At 69.9% G+C, this 17697-nt stretch carries 24 protein-coding genes; 10 read left to right on the top strand and 14 right to left on the bottom strand.

From position 1 onward, the window contains the following. Positions 1 to 99 precede the first annotated feature (99 nt). From E6R18_RS18470 to E6R18_RS18480, 3 genes are read left to right on the top strand one after another with little or no spacing between them, the layout of a single operon-like run. Complete coding sequence (locus E6R18_RS18470; protein ID WP_240799780.1) at positions 100 to 1251, top strand: 5-(carboxyamino)imidazole ribonucleotide synthase; 1152 nt, start codon at positions 100 to 102, stop codon at positions 1249 to 1251. Next, complete coding sequence (gene purE, locus E6R18_RS18475) at positions 1248 to 1787, top strand: 5-(carboxyamino)imidazole ribonucleotide mutase (protein WP_136317997.1); 540 nt, start codon at positions 1248 to 1250, stop codon at positions 1785 to 1787. The genes E6R18_RS18470 and purE overlap by 4 nt, the downstream gene beginning before the upstream one ends. Positions 1788 to 1792: 5 nt before the next feature. Further along, positions 1793 to 2989, top strand: a complete 1197-nt coding sequence (locus E6R18_RS18480) for a dipeptidase (protein ID WP_136317998.1) — start codon at positions 1793 to 1795, stop codon at positions 2987 to 2989. Positions 2990 to 3004: 15 nt separating this feature from the next. On the opposite strand, the gene E6R18_RS18485 is transcribed toward E6R18_RS18480, so the two are convergent. Further along, the gene (locus E6R18_RS18485; RefSeq protein WP_136317999.1) at positions 3005 to 3373 is read right to left on the bottom strand and encodes a VOC family protein; all 369 of its coding nucleotides are present in this window, start codon (positions 3371 to 3373) and stop codon (positions 3005 to 3007) included. 114 nt (positions 3374 to 3487) lie between these two features. Here E6R18_RS18485 and E6R18_RS18490 point away from each other — a divergent pair, with 114 nt between their 5' ends. Beyond that, positions 3488 to 3997: a CGNR zinc finger domain-containing protein gene (locus E6R18_RS18490; protein WP_136318000.1), complete on the top strand. Its 510-nt coding sequence runs from the start codon at positions 3488 to 3490 to the stop codon at positions 3995 to 3997. A 15-nt stretch (positions 3998 to 4012) separates the two neighbouring features. Here the strand turns inward: E6R18_RS18490 and E6R18_RS18495 are convergent, their stop codons facing one another. Then, the gene (locus E6R18_RS18495) at positions 4013 to 5356 is read right to left on the bottom strand and encodes a UDP-glucose/GDP-mannose dehydrogenase family protein (RefSeq protein ID WP_136318042.1); all 1344 of its coding nucleotides are present in this window, start codon (positions 5354 to 5356) and stop codon (positions 4013 to 4015) included. A 245-nt stretch (positions 5357 to 5601) separates the two neighbouring features. Here E6R18_RS18495 and E6R18_RS18505 point away from each other — a divergent pair, with 245 nt between their 5' ends. Beyond that, positions 5602 to 6759, top strand: coding sequence for an acyl-CoA dehydrogenase family protein (locus E6R18_RS18505; protein ID WP_136318002.1), 1158 nt, complete (start codon positions 5602 to 5604; stop codon positions 6757 to 6759). Positions 6760 to 7087: 328 nt separating this feature from the next. On the opposite strand, the gene E6R18_RS18510 is transcribed toward E6R18_RS18505, so the two are convergent. From E6R18_RS18510 to E6R18_RS18570, 12 genes are all read right to left on the bottom strand, one after another. Next, entirely contained in the window at positions 7088 to 7519 is a 432-nt protein-coding gene (locus tag E6R18_RS18510) for a hypothetical protein (protein ID WP_136318003.1), read from the bottom strand. A gap of 73 nt (positions 7520 to 7592) precedes the next feature. Then, positions 7593 to 8024, bottom strand: a complete 432-nt coding sequence (locus tag E6R18_RS18515; protein ID WP_240799781.1) for a hypothetical protein — start codon at positions 8022 to 8024, stop codon at positions 7593 to 7595. Between the two features lie 433 nt (positions 8025 to 8457). Beyond that, positions 8458 to 9306: a helix-turn-helix transcriptional regulator gene (locus tag E6R18_RS18520; RefSeq protein WP_136318004.1), complete on the bottom strand. Its 849-nt coding sequence runs from the start codon at positions 9304 to 9306 to the stop codon at positions 8458 to 8460. Between the two features lie 26 nt (positions 9307 to 9332). Then, positions 9333 to 9863, bottom strand: a complete 531-nt coding sequence (locus tag E6R18_RS18525) for a DUF6879 family protein (RefSeq protein WP_136318005.1) — start codon at positions 9861 to 9863, stop codon at positions 9333 to 9335. Further along, complete coding sequence (locus E6R18_RS34925; protein ID WP_136318006.1) at positions 9838 to 10095, bottom strand: hypothetical protein; 258 nt, start codon at positions 10093 to 10095, stop codon at positions 9838 to 9840. The genes E6R18_RS18525 and E6R18_RS34925 overlap by 26 nt, the downstream gene beginning before the upstream one ends. Positions 10096 to 10600: 505 nt before the next feature. Beyond that, on the bottom strand, positions 10601 to 11029 hold the full coding sequence (locus tag E6R18_RS18540) for a hypothetical protein (RefSeq protein ID WP_136318007.1): 429 nt from the start codon (positions 11027 to 11029) through the stop codon (positions 10601 to 10603). A gap of 15 nt (positions 11030 to 11044) precedes the next feature. Further along, positions 11045 to 11410, bottom strand: a complete 366-nt coding sequence (locus tag E6R18_RS18545; RefSeq protein WP_240799782.1) for a hypothetical protein — start codon at positions 11408 to 11410, stop codon at positions 11045 to 11047. Position 11411: 1 nt separating this feature from the next. After that, entirely contained in the window at positions 11412 to 12128 is a 717-nt protein-coding gene (locus E6R18_RS18550) for a helix-turn-helix transcriptional regulator (protein ID WP_240799785.1), read from the bottom strand. Next, positions 12125 to 12652 carry a DUF6879 family protein gene (locus E6R18_RS18555; RefSeq protein WP_136318008.1) on the bottom strand — a complete coding sequence of 176 codons (528 nt, stop codon included), beginning with the start codon at positions 12650 to 12652 and terminating at the stop codon, positions 12125 to 12127. The genes E6R18_RS18550 and E6R18_RS18555 overlap by 4 nt, the downstream gene beginning before the upstream one ends. Beyond that, positions 12636 to 12827 carry a hypothetical protein gene (locus tag E6R18_RS18560; protein WP_136204498.1) on the bottom strand — a complete coding sequence of 64 codons (192 nt, stop codon included), beginning with the start codon at positions 12825 to 12827 and terminating at the stop codon, positions 12636 to 12638. Before E6R18_RS18560 ends, E6R18_RS18555 begins: the two co-directional genes overlap by 17 nt. A gap of 77 nt (positions 12828 to 12904) precedes the next feature. Then, a complete protein-coding gene (locus E6R18_RS18565) occupies positions 12905 to 13786 on the bottom strand; it encodes a helix-turn-helix domain-containing protein (protein ID WP_136318009.1) in 882 nt (293 codons plus the stop codon). Positions 13787 to 14088: 302 nt separating this feature from the next. Continuing rightward, a complete protein-coding gene (locus E6R18_RS18570) occupies positions 14089 to 14514 on the bottom strand; it encodes an ATP-binding protein (protein WP_136318010.1) in 426 nt (141 codons plus the stop codon). Between the two features lie 163 nt (positions 14515 to 14677). Between E6R18_RS18570 and E6R18_RS18575 the strand changes: the two genes are divergently transcribed. The 5 genes from E6R18_RS18575 to E6R18_RS18595 are packed head-to-tail and all read left to right on the top strand — an operon-like array spanning position 14678 to position 17540. Continuing rightward, on the top strand, positions 14678 to 15559 hold the full coding sequence (locus tag E6R18_RS18575) for a helix-turn-helix transcriptional regulator (protein ID WP_136318011.1): 882 nt from the start codon (positions 14678 to 14680) through the stop codon (positions 15557 to 15559). Next, positions 15556 to 15765: a DUF397 domain-containing protein gene (locus E6R18_RS18580; protein ID WP_136318012.1), complete on the top strand. Its 210-nt coding sequence runs from the start codon at positions 15556 to 15558 to the stop codon at positions 15763 to 15765. Before E6R18_RS18575 ends, E6R18_RS18580 begins: the two co-directional genes overlap by 4 nt. Positions 15766 to 15774: 9 nt before the next feature. Then, entirely contained in the window at positions 15775 to 16233 is a 459-nt protein-coding gene (locus tag E6R18_RS18585) for a hypothetical protein (RefSeq protein WP_136318013.1), read from the top strand. Between the two features lie 9 nt (positions 16234 to 16242). Continuing rightward, positions 16243 to 16737 carry a hypothetical protein gene (locus E6R18_RS18590; protein WP_136318014.1) on the top strand — a complete coding sequence of 165 codons (495 nt, stop codon included), beginning with the start codon at positions 16243 to 16245 and terminating at the stop codon, positions 16735 to 16737. Next, positions 16734 to 17540 carry a class I SAM-dependent methyltransferase gene (locus E6R18_RS18595; RefSeq protein WP_136318015.1) on the top strand — a complete coding sequence of 269 codons (807 nt, stop codon included), beginning with the start codon at positions 16734 to 16736 and terminating at the stop codon, positions 17538 to 17540. The genes E6R18_RS18590 and E6R18_RS18595 overlap by 4 nt, the downstream gene beginning before the upstream one ends. Positions 17541 to 17697 lie beyond the last annotated feature (157 nt).

Consider the following 17697-nt stretch of genomic DNA (forward strand, 5'->3'; position numbering starts at 1 on the left):
CGGCGGACGCCTGTGCGTTCCGGTGCGGGTGTGGCGGGTCCGTGACGGCCCGGGCCCCCGCCCCGGGCCGCGCCCCGGCCGTGCGGATACCCTGGAGGCGTGACGTTCCCGGTAGTCGGCATGGTCGGTGGCGGTCAGCTCGCCCGTATGACCCACGAGGCGGGCATCCCCCTCGGCATCAAGTTCAAGCTCCTCAGCGACACCGCTCAGGACTCCGCGGCCCAGGTGGTGGGCGAGGTCGTCGTCGGCGACTATCGCGACCTGGAGACGCTGAGGGCCTTCGCGCGCGGCTGTGACGTGATCACCTTCGATCACGAGCACGTGCCGACCGAGCACCTGAGGGCCCTGGAGGCGGACGGCATCCCCGTACGCCCCGGCCCCGACGCTCTGGTGCACGCCCAGGACAAGGGGGTGATGCGCGCGAAGCTCACCGAGATCGGCGCGCCCTGCCCCCGCCACCGCATCGTGGAGGACCCGGCCGACGCCGCGGCCTTCGCCGAGGAGGCGGGAGGCTTCCCGGTCATCCTCAAGACCGTGCGCGGCGGCTACGACGGCAAGGGCGTCTGGGTGGTCCGCTCCGAGGCGGACGCGGCCGAGCCCTTCCGGGCCGGTGTCCCGGTCCTCGCGGAGGAGAAGGTCGACTTCGTACGGGAGCTGGCGGCCAACATCGTCCGCTCGCCGCACGGCCAGGCCGTCGCCTACCCGGTCGTCGAGTCCGTCCAGGTCGACGGCGTCTGCGACACGGTCATCGCCCCCGCCCCCGAGCTGGACGAGGCGCTGGCGGGCGAGGCCCAGCAGCTCGCGCTGCGCATCGCGTCCGAGCTGGGCGTGGTCGGCCACCTCGCGGTCGAGCTGTTCGAGACCCGTCGCGACGACGGGACCCCCGGCATTCTCGTCAACGAGCTGGCGATGCGCCCGCACAACTCCGGGCACTGGACCATGGACGGCGCGATCACCTCGCAGTTCGCCAACCACGTCCGGGCGGTCCTCGACCTCCCGCTCGGCGACCCGCGCCCCCGCGCCCCCTGGACGGTCATGTGCAACGTCCTGGGCGGCGACTACCCGGACATGTACCAGGGCTACCTGCACTGCATGGCCCGCGACCCGCAGCTCAAGATCCACATGTACGGCAAGGACGTGAAGCCCGGCCGCAAGGTCGGCCACGTCAACACCTACGGCGACGATCTGGCGGACGTGCGGGAGCGCGCCCGGCACGCGGCCGACTACCTGCGAGGAACGATCACCGAATGACCTCCCCCGCCTCCGCCGCACCGCTCGTCGGCATCGTCATGGGCTCGGACTCCGACTGGCCCGTCATGGAAGCGGCGGCCAAGGCCCTCGACGAGTTCGAGATCCCGTACGAGGTCGACGTCGTCTCCGCCCACCGCATGCCGCGCGAGATGATCGCGTACGGCGAGAACGCGGCGGGCCGCGGCCTCAAAGCGATCATCGCGGGCGCGGGCGGCGCCGCCCACCTGCCCGGCATGCTCGCCTCGGTCACCCCGCTGCCCGTCATCGGCGTCCCCGTCCCGCTGAAGTACCTGGACGGCATGGACAGCCTCATGTCCATCGTCCAGATGCCCGCCGGCATCCCCGTCGCCACCGTCTCCATCGCGGGCGCCCGCAACGCGGGCCTGCTGGCCGTCCGCATCCTCGCCGCGCACGACGGCGAGCTGCAGCGCCGGATGACGGACTTCCTGGGCGACCTGAACGACCAGGCGACCGAGAAGGGCAAGCGGCTGCGCCAGAAGGCCGCGGGCGCGGAGTCCTTCGGCTTCGGGAAGTAGGGACGATGACGGACCGACTGGACCGGGCCCGGGAACTCCTCGCCGAGTACCCCGTGGCCGACGGCCACAACGACCTGCCGTGGGCGCTGCGCGAGCAGGTCGATTACGACCTGGCCGCGCGGGACATCGCCACCGACCAGTCGGCCCACCTGCACACCGACATCCCCCGGCTGCGCGCAGGGGGCGTCGGCGCCCAGTTCTGGTCCGTCTACGTACGGTCCGACCTGGCGGGCGACGCCGCCGTCAGCGCCACCCTGGAACAGATCGACGCCGTCGCCGAACTCCTCGACCGCTACCCCGCCGACCTGCGCCGCGCCCTGACCGCCGACGACATGGAGGCGGCCCGCGCCGAGGGCCGCATCGCCTCCCTGATGGGCGCCGAGGGCGGCCACTCCATCGACAACTCGCTGGGCACCCTGCGCGGCCTGTACGCGCTGGGCGTCCGCTACATGACGCTCACCCACAACGACAACATCGCCTGGGCGGACTCGGCCACCGACGAGCCCGGCGTCGGCGGCCTCTCGCCGTTCGGCCACGAGGTCGTACGGGAGATGAACCGCACCGGCATGCTGGTCGACCTCAGCCACGTCGCTGCGACGACCATGCGCGACGCGCTCGCCACCTCCACCGCCCCGGTGATGTTCTCGCACTCCTCGTCCCGGGCCGTCTGCGACCACCCGCGCAACATCCCCGACGACGTCCTCGCGCAGCTCCCGGCCAACGGCGGCATCGCCATGGCCACCTTCGTACCGAAGTTCGTCCTGCCGGAGGCCGTCGCCTGGACGCACGCCGCCGACGAGAACCTGCGCGCGAACGGGCTGCACCACCTGGACACCACCGAGCGCGCGATGAAGGCGCACGCCGCGTTCGAGGCGGCCAACCCCCGCCCGAAGGCGACCGTGGCCACCATCGCCGACCACCTCGACCACATGCGCGAGGTCGCCGGCATCGACCACATCGGCATCGGCGGCGACTACGACGGCACCGCGTTCCTGCCCCAGGGCCTGGAGAGCGTCGCCGGCTACCCGAACCTGATCGCGGAGCTGCTGCGCCGCAACTGGTCCGCCGCCGACCTGGCCAAGCTCACCTGGCAGAACGCGGTACGGGTGCTGCGCGCCGCCGAGGACGTGGCACGGGACCTGCGCACGCGCCGCGGCCCGTCGCACGCCACGATCGAACAGCTGGACGCCCCGGCGGCCTGAGCCACGGGGGCGTCCTCACGCTCCCTGACAGGCGCAGAGGCAGAACGGGTGCCCCGCCGGGTCGGCGTACACCCGGAAGGACCGCTCCCGGTCGTCCGCCTCCAGCACCGTCGCGCCCAGCGCCAGCACCTCGCGCTCCGCCGCGTCCAGGTCCGTCACGGTCAGGTCCAGGTGGACCTGCTGCGAGGCGTCGGGGCGCGGCCACTTCGGCGGTACGAAGCCGGGCGCCGCCTGGAAGGCGAGCGAGGTGCCGGTGATCCCCGTGAGGTCCACCCAGTCCTCCTGCTGCTCGACCTCGCCGCCGAGCAGCGCGGCGTAGAAGTTCGCCAGGGCGACGGGGTCGGGGCAGTCCAGGACGACGGCACCCAGTGCGGCCACAGCCATGTTGCTTCTCCTCGGGCAGATTCGCGGGCAGATGACGGACAGGTGGTTACCGCTAAAGCCGCTAAACCGGTAACCATGACTGCATGCTGCCGCACCGGAGGTACCGTCGCAACCATGAATGAGAGGCAATCCGCACCCGGCGGGCTCGCGCTGGTGGAAGCGCTGGTCAACACCCTGGACGTCGAGACCGGTGCGGACACCCTCGACACGGCGGACGGGCGCGCCGCGTTCGCCCTCGCGGAACCGGACGTGCCGGCGGCCCGCACCCTGCGCGAGGCCCTGCGCGCGGCGTGCCTGGCCCACGCGGGACACCGCGAGGAGGGCGACTGCGACCTCGTACTGGACCGGCTGCTGGCCGATGCGCCCCTGCGCGTCACCGTGGACGCGGCGGGAGGGGCCGCGCTGCGCCCGGTGGAGGAGCCGCCCGGTCTCACGGCACGGATCGCGGCCGCCATCGCCGCCGCGTCGGCCGGCGGCACCTGGACCAGGCTCAAGGCGTGCGAGGCGGCGGACTGCCGGTGGGCGTACTACGACCGCAGCCCGGCGGGGCGCCGCCGGTGGTGCTCGATGTCGGTGTGCGGCGCCCGCGCGAAGATGCGTACGTACCGCGCGAAGCGCGGCTGAGGACGGCGGAGCCGGTCAGGCTTTCGGGCGGCCCATGGCCCGATAGGTCCAGCCGGCCTCGCGCCACACGACGGGGTCCAGCGCGTTGCGCCCGTCGAGGATGATCCGGTGGCCCGCCACCGCGCCGAGCGCCTCGGCGTCCAGCTCGCGGAATTCGCGCCACTCCGTCAGGTGCAGCACCACGTCGGCGCCGCGCACCGCGTCCAGGGCGCTGTCCGCGTAACCGAGGGTGGGGAAGAGGCGGCGGGCGTTCTCCATGCCCTTCGGGTCGAAGACGGTGACCTGGCCGCCCTGGAGGTGCACCTGCCCCGCGACGTTGAGCGCCGGCGAGTCGCGTACGTCGTCAGAGTCCGGCTTGAACGTGGCGCCCAGCACGGCGACCCGCTTGCCGAGGAAGGAGCCGCCGCCCACGGCCTCGCGGGCCAGCTCCACCATGTGGCCGCGGCGGCGCATGTTGATCGAGTCGACCTCGCGCAGGAACGTCAGCGCCTGGTCGGCGCCCAGCTCACCGGCGCGGGCCATGAACGCGCGGATGTCCTTGGGCAGGCAGCCGCCGCCGAAGCCGATGCCGGCCCGCAGGAACTTCTTCCCGATGCGCTCGTCGTGCCCGATCGCCTCGGCGAGCTTGGCCACGTCGCCGTCGGCGGCCTCGCAGACCTCGGCCATGGCGTTGATGAAGGAGATCTTGGTGGCGAGGAAGGAGTTGGCTGCGGTCTTCACCAGCTCGGCGGTCGGGAAGTCCGTCACGACGAACGGGGAGCCCTCGGCGACCGGTACGGCGTACACCTCGCGCAGCAGCTTCTCGGCCCGCTCGCTCCTCGCACCGACGACGATCCGGTCCGGGTGCAGCGTGTCGTTCACGGCGAAGCCCTCGCGCAGGAACTCCGGGTTCCACGCCAGCTCCGCGTCGGCGCCCACGGGGGCCAGCTCGGCGAGGCGCTCGGCGAGCCGGGCCGCGGAGCCGACCGGCACGGTGGACTTGCCGACGACGAGGGCGGGCCGGGTCAGCAGCGGGGCGAGCGAGTCGAAGGCGCTCTCGACGTAGGACATGTCGCAGGCGTACTCGCCGTGCTTCTGCGGGGTGTTGGTGCAGACGAAGTGCACATCGCCGAACTCCGCCACCTCCTCCCAGGAGGTGGTGAACCGCAGCCGTCCGGTGGCGCCCTCGATGCCGGCGACGTGCTTCTTCAGGAGCTCTTCCAGCCCGGGCTCGTACATCGGCACCCGGCCGGCCGACAGCATCTCGATCTTCTCGGGCACCACGTCGAGTCCAAGGACCTCGAATCCCAGTTCCGCCATGGCCGCGGCGTGCGTGGCGCCGAGATAGCCGGTACCGATCACAGTGATCCTGAGGGCCATGTAGTGCTCCTGTGAGATGCGGACAGACATGCGGTGAATGAGCATAGTCCTGCCCCTGAAACCCCATTTCCGGCTGTCGCTCCGGCTGTCGCTCCGGCTGTCGCTCCGGCTGTCGCTCCGGCTGTCGCTCCGGCTGTCGCTCCGGCTGTCGCGAAGCTCACGGCCCGAGCGCGTATGCCGGAGACGGGGCGGGCGCCTAAAATTGGGTTACTTAACGGTAGTTAGCACCCTGGGGAGTGAGCGTCTTGGCGGGTTCGACCGATTTCGACCTGTACCGTCCGGCCGAGGAGCACGAGATGCTCCGTGAGACGGTGCGTGCGCTCGCCGAGGCGAAGATCGCCCCGTTCGCGGCCGCGGTCGATGAGGAGGCCCGCTTCCCGCAGGAGGCGCTGGACGCCCTCACCGCCGCCGATCTGCACGCGGTCCACGTACCGGAGGAGTACGGCGGGGCAGGCGCCGACGCGCTCGCCACGGTCATCGTGATCGAGGAGGTGGCCCGCGCCTGCGTCTCCTCCTCCCTGATCCCGGCCGTGAACAAGCTCGGTTCCCTCCCGGTGATCCTGTCCGGCTCCGAGGCCCTGAAGAAGAAGTACCTGGGCCCGCTGGCCAAGGGCGACGGCATGTTCTCGTACTGCCTCTCCGAGCCGGACGCGGGCTCCGACGCCGCCGGCATGAAGACCCGCGCCGTGCGCGACGGCGACTCCTGGGTCCTCAACGGTGTGAAGCGCTGGATCACCAACGCGGGCGTCTCCGAGTACTACACGGTCATGGCCGTCACCGACCCGGCCAAGCGCTCCAAGGGCATCTCGGCCTTCGTCGTGGAGAAGTCCGACGAGGGCGTCTCCTTCGGCGCCCCGGAGAAGAAGCTCGGCATCAAGGGCTCCCCGACGCGCGAGGTCTACTTCGACAACGTCCGCATCCCCGCCGACCGCATGATCGGCGAGGAGGGCACCGGCTTCGCCACCGCGATGAAGACCCTGGACCACACCCGCATCACCATCGCCGCCCAGGCCCTCGGCGTCGCCCAGGGCGCGCTGGACTACGCCAAGGGCTACGTCCAGGAGCGCAAGCAGTTCGGCAAGCCGATCGCCGACTTCCAGGGCGTGCAGTTCATGCTGGCCGACATGGCGATGAAGCTGGAGGCGGCCCGCCAGCTCACGTACTCGGCCGCCGCCAAGTCCGAGCGCGTCGACGCCGACCTCACGTTCTTCGGCGCCGCCGCCAAGTGCTTCGCCTCCGACGTCGCGATGGAGGTCACCACGGACGCGGTCCAGCTCCTCGGCGGCTACGGCTACACCCGGGACTACCCGGTGGAGCGGATGATGCGCGACGCCAAGATCACCCAGATCTACGAGGGCACGAACCAGGTCCAGCGCATCGTGATGGCGCGGAACCTGCCGTAGCAGGGTTTTCGCAGGTCAGCTGGCTCCTCGGGTGATCGCGGAGCGGCTGCCGGCTTGCGGTCCGTTCGGGGCCGTTCCGGACTGATCCTGGGCGTCATGCTGGGGGAATACTGGGCGCGGAACGGGTGCTGACCTGTATGAACGAGAAGGCCCCCGGCGCGATGCCCAGGTTCAAGGGGGCGTCGCAACACCACTTGGTTTTAGGTGGTGAGCAGATCGCGTAGACGCTCGGCCGGGGTATCCCAGCCGAGCGTCTTGCGTGGGCGGCCGTTGAGTTCCTGATGGACGTTCGGGCCCCGGGTCGCTTCGAGGCATCAGCGCTACCGAGCTACGCTCGGTAGCGTGAAGGGCGCTCGGCTACCTGGTCAGGGCTGAGGTCGTCCACGGCCAGGTTGCCGGTCCACAGGTGGTCTCGGTTGGCGTAGGTGGTTTCGAATCTGACGCGCTTCCCACCGGCCTTCAGCTTCCAGCCCCGGTCATGGAACTGCGCGATACGGTCGCTTCCGCAGACGAACGCCCGCGTTGCCTGGATCAGAATCCACTGTGCGAGTTCGGTGTCCTTGGCCGCGGGCCTGCCACAGGAACGGGCCATCTGCCACAGCCGTGGCCACTCGACAGCAGGGGTCAGGGGGCCGATTACGGCCACGTCCCCGATCCGTCGTTCGTCAAGATGGTGTGTGGCGGAGCCGAAGACCGTGCCGAACATCGCGAACACCGTGACCCGACTTCGTCCGGTCAGGCTCTCGTCATTGCTGCTCATCTTTGGAACCCTTGGCTGTGGCGGTCCGGGCGCCTTAGCCACGCCCGGACCGCTTCCGTTCAGTGAGAGTGGGTCAGCAGCCGTCGCCGTCGCCGCAACACGCGGGCGGGTTGCAGTCCTTCGCCGCGCCCCACAGACGGTCATCGACGTGGAACCCGGCCGCCCTGACGCGGTCCACCACAGCACCGATCAGCGGGCGGGTGCGGACGGTGGCCTTGGGCTCATGTCCGAGGAAGAACCCGAACTGTTCCTCGCACCACGTGGCGTACGCCTGGGTGTGGAGCACAAACGAGTGCCATCCGGGGTCCACGGTGTCGGACGGGGTCATGTCGAAGGCGCGCGTGTCGCCCATGACCTTGAGGAAGGCAAGGGCCTGGTCCACGATCCGGCGGGCAGTGGACAGCTCGTGTCCGTACTCCTCCGCGCAGAAGTCCGACACCTTCTCGAACAGCTCGGCACTGACAAGGTCCCGCCCGTGCCGTAAGGCGACGGGGGGTTCCAGCATGGTTGTCACAGTGAGATTCCCTCTCTCGACGGTTGGGGGCTGGCTACGCGGCGGGCGGAGGCGGGCACTTCTCTCCGCCGTCCTCGGGCTTGTCGCGGGCAGTCATGCCTGCACCTCCTGATCTGCTTGACGGCCTAGTGAGGCCGCCTCCCGCCCCCAGCGGGCGGAAGTCTCCGTGGCCCCTATGGCCTCGGTGGTCTGCTCCACCGCAGCGGCCTTCCGGAGCCGGCCCGGCCGCGCGCACTCGGGGCAACCGGCCGCCGGCCGGGGCGAGGGGGCCGTCCGCGTAGGCAGCGTCACCGTTGGTTCGTGCCACCGATTCGGTTCCGTCGTCATTACGCCGCGCCCTTCCGATCGCTTCCGAAGCCGATGGAATGACCCTAGAAAGCGGGGAACGGAGCGGGCCACGGTCTTGCACGAGCTTGCACGCGAACTAACCGAGAGATGTGATCGCATCCGAGATCAGAGCACGGGCGGGCGCACCGTAGACAGCGAGCTTGGACAGCTCGGAGAACGCCTTGGCGTATGTGGCAACCTCGCTGGGCGCCGTGACGTTCACTGCGGCTGTGAGCAGCTCCACGCTCGCTTGGCGTCCGTCGAAGAGATAGAAGGCTTCCAAGGGCCAGACAAGCCGCTGGGCCGTGAAAGGGATTACCCCGAGGCTCACGTTTGGAAGCGCCATCACGGCCAGCAGGTAGCCGAGCTGTCCAGCCATGGCGGGCGCGTCGCCAATGCGATAGCGGAGCACCGTTTCTTCCAACAGGAGAGCGAAGCGGTGGTTGCCGTCATGGAGCACGTGTGAACGCTCGATGCGGGATGCTGCCGCCGTCTGCGAGTCGTCAGGGGTTCCTTGGAAGGTGGCAATGGTCGAGAGCAGAGCTGCCGCGTACGCCTCGGTCTGGAGCATGCCCGGTACTACGTTCGAGCAGTACACGCGGAAGTGGTGGGTCTGCTCGTAGAGAGGGACGATCTCCTCCTGTGCCCGGCGCATGCCGTGCCGGTGCAGCTTTTGCCAGTGGACGTACATTTGGTCGGCTTGGCGGTTCGCCGCGATCAGATCGTCTGTTTGGTCGTCTGCTCCGCACGCTTTGCACCAGGCGCGGATGTCGGCGGCCGACGCAGGGGTCTTGGCCCGCTCAATGCGGGAAGACTTCGCGGGACTCCAGCCACACCGAAGAGCCAACTCATGCCCGGTCAGCTCCGCGTCTTTGCGTAGGCATCCGAGACGGGCGGCGATGGCTTCACGGGCGGCCTGGGCGCTGGACGAGGGGGACGCGGACATGAGTGGGCTCTTCGTTTTCCGTCAGGTCAGACCGTGTACTTCTCGTGCGGGATGCCTCGCTCCCAGACTGCCTCGAACGCAGCTGAGGCCAGACGTGTTACGGCGGGTTCGGAACGAACCTCCCAGCCGGGCTCGGACCAGTTCCCATTACCGGAGAAATGGTTGAAGAGCGCGATCCCTCCGTCGAACACCCAGCAGTCGTTTCCGGGAAGCGCGATGTCGGAAGCCTGCCGCCTGGGCAGCCAGCGCACCTGCTCCCCGGCGTGGAGGTTGACCACAGTGCCGGCGTGCTCGTACCGGATGTAATCCGTTACCGGTTCCGATACGACGCGGGCGCGGCGGACGGTCACGCCTCGGGCCACGGTGCTGCGAATCAAATCAACCCACGGCGTCCAGTAGGTGGACGCCGGGTCGATGTCCCGCATGCCCGTACGCTTCCAGGTCTCGAAGTCCTCCGCCTCATCACCCACGCCGTACGAGTCGCGCAGCTCCAGGTGCACAGCCGAGTGCTTGGCTGCGGCCAGCAACTCGTTAAAGCCCGGCTCGTTCTGCGACATCGCACGCCTTCCTGAGCATCGGCACCATACGGGCCGGAATCCGAATTACGGCTTCGTGCGGCGGGATGCCCGGAGCGTGCCCGGAGACCTCGAACGCCGCGCACTCCGCCTCTAGCCTCTCGTCCGGCTTCCAGCCTTGAAGCACCAGCTCCCCCTTTTCCTCGTCCACCCATACGGTGGGGGAGCCCTGCTGCCCGGTGTCTGGATCAATCCCGATGAACCGTAGTGCCATGGCTGCCTCCGGTGTTGAGTGGCTTGCGCCAGCTTGCACAAGCGTCATCCCTACACGGCAGGAGCGTCAAGGGGGCCGCTGGTGCCCCGCAGGCCGGGTGGCGGGCGCCACAGCGGCCTGACCGTAACGGCACCGCCCGCACCCGGCAGCGCCGGGGGTTGTGCTGGATGCGCTGCGCGACGCGAGCGAGCGACGCCAGGTGATCGTGACGAGTCACAGCCCCGACCTGCTGGACCGCCACGACCTCGAGCTTTCCCAGCTGCGCGCAGTGCGCTCGACAGGTGGTGAGACGCGGATCGGGCCGCTTGACGCAGCAGGGGCGCTGGCCATGCGTGAACAGCTCTACAGACCAGGAGAACCGCTGCGGACGGACCAGTTGCTGCCGGAGGCCACTCAGTGGCCGTTCCTGGTGAGGACGGTGGCCGGGACGGGAGGCGGGACATCGACGCCGAGCACCTCGGAAACCCGGGAGAGCAGGCCCGGGGCCGGGCAGCGGAAGGCGCGGTCAGGCGGGGTAGAGCGTGTGCCGTTCCGAGATCTGGTCGGGGGCGAGCCCGTCGATGGTCATGTTTCCCGTCCAGAGTTGGTCACGGTTGGCGTACGTCGAATCGAACCGCACGCACGTGCCGCCGGGGGCCAACGTCCATCCCCGCTCGTGGAACTGCGCGATGCGCTCACTACCGCACACGAACGCCCGAGTGGCTTGGGTCAGCACCCATCGGGCCAGTTCGGTCTCGCCTGCCGTGGGCCGTCCGCAGTGGCGGGCCATCTGCCACAGGCGCCCCCAATCGACGCCGGGAGTCAGCGGGCCGACGACGGCGACGTCCCCGATCCGACGTGCGTCGAGGTGGTGGGTGGCGTACCCGAAGACCACGCCGAACATCACGAATACGGTGACTCTGCTGCTGCCGGTCAGACCGGCTCCGGATACCACGGGCGGCACCTGCGCTCAGCAACCGTCGCCGTCGCCGCAACAGGCCGGAGGATTGCAGTCCTTCGCCACGTCCCACATCCGCTCGTCGACGTAGAAGCCGGCTGCCTTGACTCGCTCCACCACGGAGCCGATCAGCGGGCGCGTGCGGATGGTGGCCCCTGGTTCGTGGTCCAGGAAGTAGCCGAACTGCTCCTGACACCAGGCGGCGTAGGCGCGGGTGTGGAGCGCGAACGAATGCCAGCCCGGATCGACAATCCGGGACGGCGTCATGTCGAACGCGCGGGCGTCGCCCATGACCTTGAGGAAGGCAAGGGCTTGGTCCACGATATTTCGGGCCGTGCACATTTCGTGCCCGTACTCCACGGCGCAGAATTCGGACACCTTATCGAAAAGCTCGGGAGTTACGAGATGTCTCGGCGTGGACCGTCTCGATGGCTACCGTGCGGTCATCCTTGATTGAGAACGAATGGCCCGGAAAATCATGCTGCGGGGCCGACAACTCGACCACTCGGATGTCCACATTGGGCAGTCGGGACGTCGAGATGACCCGATCGAGCTGTCCCACCAGTACCAGGGGCGGAACGATCCGCCACCGGAGGACCGATTCCGTGATGATGAAACGGAAAGTCTTGCCTTCCGAGTAAAGGACGCTCTGCCGTGCCAGTCGTGCGCCGATCGTGCGCTCCAGCTGGGCTTCGCTCAAGTTCCCGCGGGCGAAGACCGCCCTGACGTATTCGGGGGTCTGGAGCAGGCCGGGGACGAGGGAGGGCTGGAACAGGCGCAGCAGTGTGGTCTGTGATTCGAGGGCCTGCACCTGCTGTTGTTTGCGGCTGTAGCCCAGACGGCGGATCAGCCGCCACGCCGTGGCTTCCGTGGCCGCCTGCCTGGCGGCTGCCATGTACTCGGCCTTTGCCTCATCCGATACGCCTATGGCGGTGAGGATGCAGTCGACGTCGGTGACGCTCGGGGCCGTGTTCCCGTCCTCGATCTTCGACAGCTTGGACCGGGACATGGCGGCGCCACGGGCAACCGCTTTTGCTTCGAGTCCGGAGGACTCCCGAAGTGCCCGTAGCGCCGGTCCAAGGCTGTGTTTGTTCACTCGCCGTACTTCGACCACCATTCAGTGAAGGGGACGGCGTGTTCCATCGCCTTGTCCCTGAACGCCAGAAACTCGGGCAGCCGTTCCTCTCCGGGGAATACAGTGCCGGTATACCTGCCGTCCTGCGTGTAGCTCATCGTCCCGACAGCTCGCTCGTCGAACATCCAGAAATCCGGTGCGTCCGTGATCGGGTTGTCCCGACCAGTCGTGTCCAGGATGTAGAACTCCTCACCGGCGGTCATATTGCGGCGGTATCCCCAGGAAAGTTCGAAGCGTAGATATTCCGTCAGCGGGCGAGCGAGGACGTGTACGCGGTAGATCCGCTTCCCTGCCCGGACCGCGTTCCCCACAGTTGTGAGCCAGCCGGCTGTTCTGTAACTCTCCGGCTGCGGTTCTCCCGCCAGAAACGCCCGGTAGGCATCGACCCCGCCCGATTTGCTGTAATCGTCCAGCGTCTCAAGGCGGAACGCTTCTCGTTCGAAGTCTTCGAGCCAGTCTCCGAGGGACTTAGACGAGGTTGTCACGCATGGCCTTTCGGATGAGCTCGACCGGAATTTCCACCAGCGTCTCGTGAGCGGGGACATTCAGCCCGTGGTCGGCTAAACGGCTGCCCTGGACGGCAAGTGTTCCCCGGTCCGTGGCGTAGATCGCAGGGCACTCGCCCTCGTCGCACTGGCCGACCAGTCGTGTCAGCTTCACGGAGTCTCCTTATGGACGAGTGCGGTGATCCGATGCTTGCTGTCCCGTCGCCCGGGATCAAGAGGGTGGAGTTTCCGTTACTGGAAACCGCCGGTCCGGCAGTCGCGGCAGGGCCCCGGGGCCGGGGCGCGGAAGGCGCGGTTGCAGTCGTCGCAGTTCTGGAGGGGGATCACGGGCGGCGGCGCCGGGCGTTGCGGGACGAGGTCCGCCGGGGCCGGGAGCGGGGGCGGCAGGAGGGTGGTGATCCGGTGGCGGAGGAGCCTCGCCGGGTGCGTGACCGGTGTGGGGAGGGACGTGCTGAGGGCACGACGGACGGTGTCGGGGTGTGCTTCGCGTTCCAGCCAGGCGGCGACCCCCGGGGCGAGGGTGGCGATGTCCGCCTCGGAGAGCGTCAGTTCGGGGGCGTGGCGGCGGAGGTCCGCGAGGAGCAGGGCGGCGGTCCGGTGGAGGGCGTCGGTGGGGGTGCGGGGGTGGGGGAGCGGCCCCGGGAGCGTCGTCCTGGCTGCGGGGGCGGGCGGGGTCGTCGGCGCGGCGGTGGGCTTCGGCTCGGGCCGGGGGCGCGGCGGTTGCGGTGCGGGGCGCGTTGGGGTGGTGCCCGGGCGGTTGTACGACTCCGTGCGCGTCACCACGCGGCCGTCCCTGAGGCGTACGCGGGTGCGGCGCAGGTAACCCGCCGCCTCCAGCTCGCGCAGGGCCGCCGCGATGCGCATCTCGCTCTCCGGGAAGCGGGCCGCGAGCGTCTTGACGCCGACCTTCGCGCCTTCGGGCAGCGACTGGATGTGGACGGCGAGCCCGATCGCCAGGAGGGAGAGCGCGTCGTGCTGGGCCAGGTGGTTGCCGATGACCGTGAAGCCGGACGCGTGGCGGGTGTTGACGTGAATGACACCGGAGGTCGGTGTGACGTCGCCGGGAGGAACGGGCGGGGCGCACGGGGGCGCGATAACCTGCTGGGCAGTCATCGGGAAGGTCTCTTCTTCCTCGGTGGTCAGGCCCCGGCCGGGGTTCTCAGTCCTGGTCGGGGCCGACTCGTGTCTGGGTTGTTGCGGCGAGCATATGCCCGACAAGCCGCCTCAAAACCAGCCCAGTTGCCATTTGTCACCCGCGCGAGTGATGAGGGTCCGTACGGAGGTCGGGTGGGGTGGGGTTGGGTCCTTTCCCCGGTTTCTTTCAAAGCATTTGATGTCGTGGCGCACCGGGTCGCGGGTTTCCGCGACCCCATGGACGAGGTCGTGGATTTCCGCGACCCGGTGGGCCGATCGCGTCACGGTACGAGGTCGAGTTCGGCCCACACCGTCTTGCGCGGAACCGGCCCCGAGGTCACGCCCCAGCGGTCGGACAGGGCCTCGACGATCAACAGGCCCCGCCCGCTCTCCGCGTGTTCGCCGGGTACGGATGCCACGGGCAGGCAGTCGCCCTTCGTGTCCGTCAGCTCGATCCGGAGCACGGTGTCCTCGCGGACGGCTACGGCCAGTTGGAAGTCCCGGCCCGGCACCCTCCCGTGCACCGCCGCGTTCGCGGCCAGCTCGGCGACGATGTGCGCCGCCGCCGCCGAAGGCAGGCCCCAGAGGTCCAGATGCGCCACGGCGAGCAGCCGGGCGAGCCGGGCGCCCCGGCGGGTGGGGGAGAGCAGCACGGTGAACGCGCGCTCAGTGGTGGGCCGTTGGAGGCCGGCAATTTGTTGGTTCACATCACTCAGCGTGGCCGCGTCTGCGTACCGTGCACAGTGACCGAGCCCTTGCGTACGGTGACTGTCCGGCGCTTGTCCGGCGTTGTCCGGGCTGTCCGGAGTGACATGTGGGGACGGGGGGCGGTTGAGGAAGAACGGCACGCACGTCGGAAGTGGGGCACGGATGAGTGTGGACGCGGTCGGCAAGGACCGGAGCGCCAACGGTGAGTCGGACGAGCACGGTTGGGACGTCGATCCCGAGGACGAGTCGGGCGCGGCGGTGGTCGCCGCCGTGGGCCGCCAGCTCAAGGCGTGGCGCGAGGCGGCGGGGCTGCGCGCGGCGGAGTTCGGGGCGCTGATCGGGTACGGAGAGGACCTGATCTACAAGGTCGAGGGCGGCAGGCGCATTCCCCGGCCCGAGTACCTGGACAGGTCGGACGACGTCTTGGGTGCGAACGGCAAGATCGCCGTGATGAAGCAGGACTTGGCGGTGGTCCGGTACCCGAAGAAGGTGCGGGATCTGGCGAAGATGGAGGCGCTCGCCGTTGAGATGGCGGTGTACGCCGAGCACGGCATCCACGGTCTTTTGCAGACGGAGGGGCATGCCCGTGCGCTGCTGGAGACGCGACAACCGTCCTATTCGCGCGACGAGGTGGAGCGGGGGGTGGCGGCCCGATTGGCTCGACGCTCGATCTTCGACCGCACACCGGCCCCGGCGCTCAGCTTCGTCCTGGAAGAGGCTGCACTGCGTCGGCCCATCGGCGGCAGAATGGAGTGGCGAAGGCAGCTGGAACGCCTGCTTGCCATTGCACAGTTGAGAAACGTGTCGCTTCAGATCATGCCCCTCAACTGCGAGACTCATCCTGGGCTGGACGGTGGGATCGAGGTGTTGAAGTTCGGGGACGGTACGGCTGTGGGTCGTTCGTGGGGTGCGTTCAGCGGGCGCCCCGTCACCGACCCGAAGCAGCTCCGAATCCTGGAACTGCGGTATGGCATGATCCGGGCCCAGGCCCTGACGCCAGCGGAGTCACTGGCCTTCATCAAGCAAGTGCTGGGAGAGACATGACTGACAATCCCTCCGCCGGGGACGCTTCTGCGATGAACTGGTTCAAGAGCAGCTACAGCGACAGCAGCAGCGGCAATAACTGCGTCGAGGTCGCCACCGTCCCCAGCGCGGTCCTCGTGCGCGACTCCAAGGACGCCCAGGGCCCCCGCCTCACACACGCCCCGCGCGCCTGGGCGGCCTTCGTCGCGTACGCGGCACAGGGCTGAGGGGCCCGCGTGGCGCGTCCTCATCTGCCCTCCACCGAGGCCGCCGTCACCGCCGTGCGGGAGGTCGCGCGGGCGTACAACCTGGAGATGACCGTCACCGACGACATCGGGACCGACCAGACGTCCCGGCGCACGTCGGCGGGGGCCTTTGCCGTGGTCGACGCGGACGGGTCGCTGCCGCACGAGGCGTTCATCGAGCTGGGCGGGGCGCCCGCCGTCACCGTGCAGGTCTTTCCGGAGGACGACGCGCGGATCACCGTGGACGGGGTGGCGATCGACGACGTGCCCCGTGACTCCGTGCCCGCGTTCCTGCGGTCCGTGTACGGCGGGCTGGCCTACGTGAAGGGCCGGCTCTTCACGCGGGGGTATTGGCTCGTCGTGCCGTTGCCCGGGGACGAGACGTACAAGGAGCTCGTGCCGCGCGCCATCCTCAGCCCCTGGCTCTCCCGTAACCTCCGCAGCCGCTGAGGGGGACCGGTGGGGGAGGACATCGGGAAGCTGACGCGGCTCTTCGAAGCGCTGGGGGCCGAGGATGCCGAGGGGTGGGCCGAGTCGGAGGGCGAGGAGGGGCTGCCGCAGCTCGCCCGGTACCGGTTCCTGCGCATGGTCTGGCAGGACATCGACGCCTGGAGCACCACTGCGCCCCACTGGGTGGCCGCCTACCGTGAGGAAGGGGTGGCCGGCGGGGCCGTGGAGCGGGCCGTTCGGCTCGGGCTGACGGCCGTCGAGCTGGGCGAGATCGCCCGTGAGGTCGCCCGGGAGACCGCGTTCGCGCTGCTCCAGGGGATGGACGATCCGGAGCGGGGCGAGGTGCCGGGTGAGACGGAGGGGCGGTTGCCCGGGTGGTTCCTGGGGGAGCTGTCCGAGCGCGGCGAGCCCACCGGGCGCGTCCTCGGCGCGCTGCACGAGGACCTGAACGAAACGGAACCGCAGTCCCCTACCAGCAGCAGCACCGGAGGCGACACCGTATGACCGCGTTCGACGTCAGTGAGCGGCGGATCTGGGACGGGCGGGCCGAGAGCTACGCCCGCACCTTCGCCCGGCTCTGCGTCCACACCGTGCCCGCCCTGCTGGACGCCGCCGAGGTACGGGACGGGACGCGTCTGCTCGACGTGGGGTGCGGCAGCGGCAGCGTGACCGTCGCGGCCCTCGCACGGGGCGCGGTCGTCCGGGCGGTGGACGCCGAGCCCGGCATGGTCGAGGAGACTCGGCGGGCGGCCCCCGGGGTGCCGGTGCGGATCGGCTCGCTGCCCCAGCTGCCGTACGCCGACGGGGAGTTCGACGCGGTCGTGGCCAACTTCGTGCTCAACCACGTCGGCCGCCCGCTGGACGCCCTGGTCGAGCTGCGCCGGATCACCCGCCCCGGCGGCCGGGTCGCCGTCACCGTCTGGCAGGCGCCCGGCGCCCCGGGGCAGGCGCTGGTCGGGCGCGCCGCCGAGGCCGCCGGGCTGACCCGGCCCGACTGGCTGGCCACCGTGGACGAGGAGCACGACTTCCCGCGCACCCCGGACGGGCTGGCCGCCCTGTTCACGGCCGCCGGGCTGGGGGACGTACAAGGTGCCACGCACGCCTGGGACCACCGGGCCGCCCCGGAGGACTGGTGGGAAGGGCCCGCCGCCGGGGTCGCCGCGATCGGCCGGCTGGTCACCAGCCGGGGGCCGGAGGGCGTGGCGGCGGCCAAGCGGGAGTACGACGTGCTGTGCCGGGAATTCCTCGCGGACGACGGGCTGCTGTCGCTGCCGCACACAGCGGTGCTGGCGCGAGGGGCCGCATAGGAACCGCCCGGCCGCGCGCCTCGGTATACCGCCCGGGCGCCCCCGTACCGCCCGGCGCATGCGGCGCCCCGTACCGCCCGGCGCATGCGGCGGCCAGTACCGCCCGGCGCATGCGGCGGGGCCCGTACGGCGAACCGTCCGGGCCCCGTCGCATGCG

The sequence above is a fragment of the Streptomyces sp. A1277 genome (assembly GCF_004795015.1).
GTDB lineage: Bacteria > Actinomycetota > Actinomycetes > Streptomycetales > Streptomycetaceae > Streptomyces.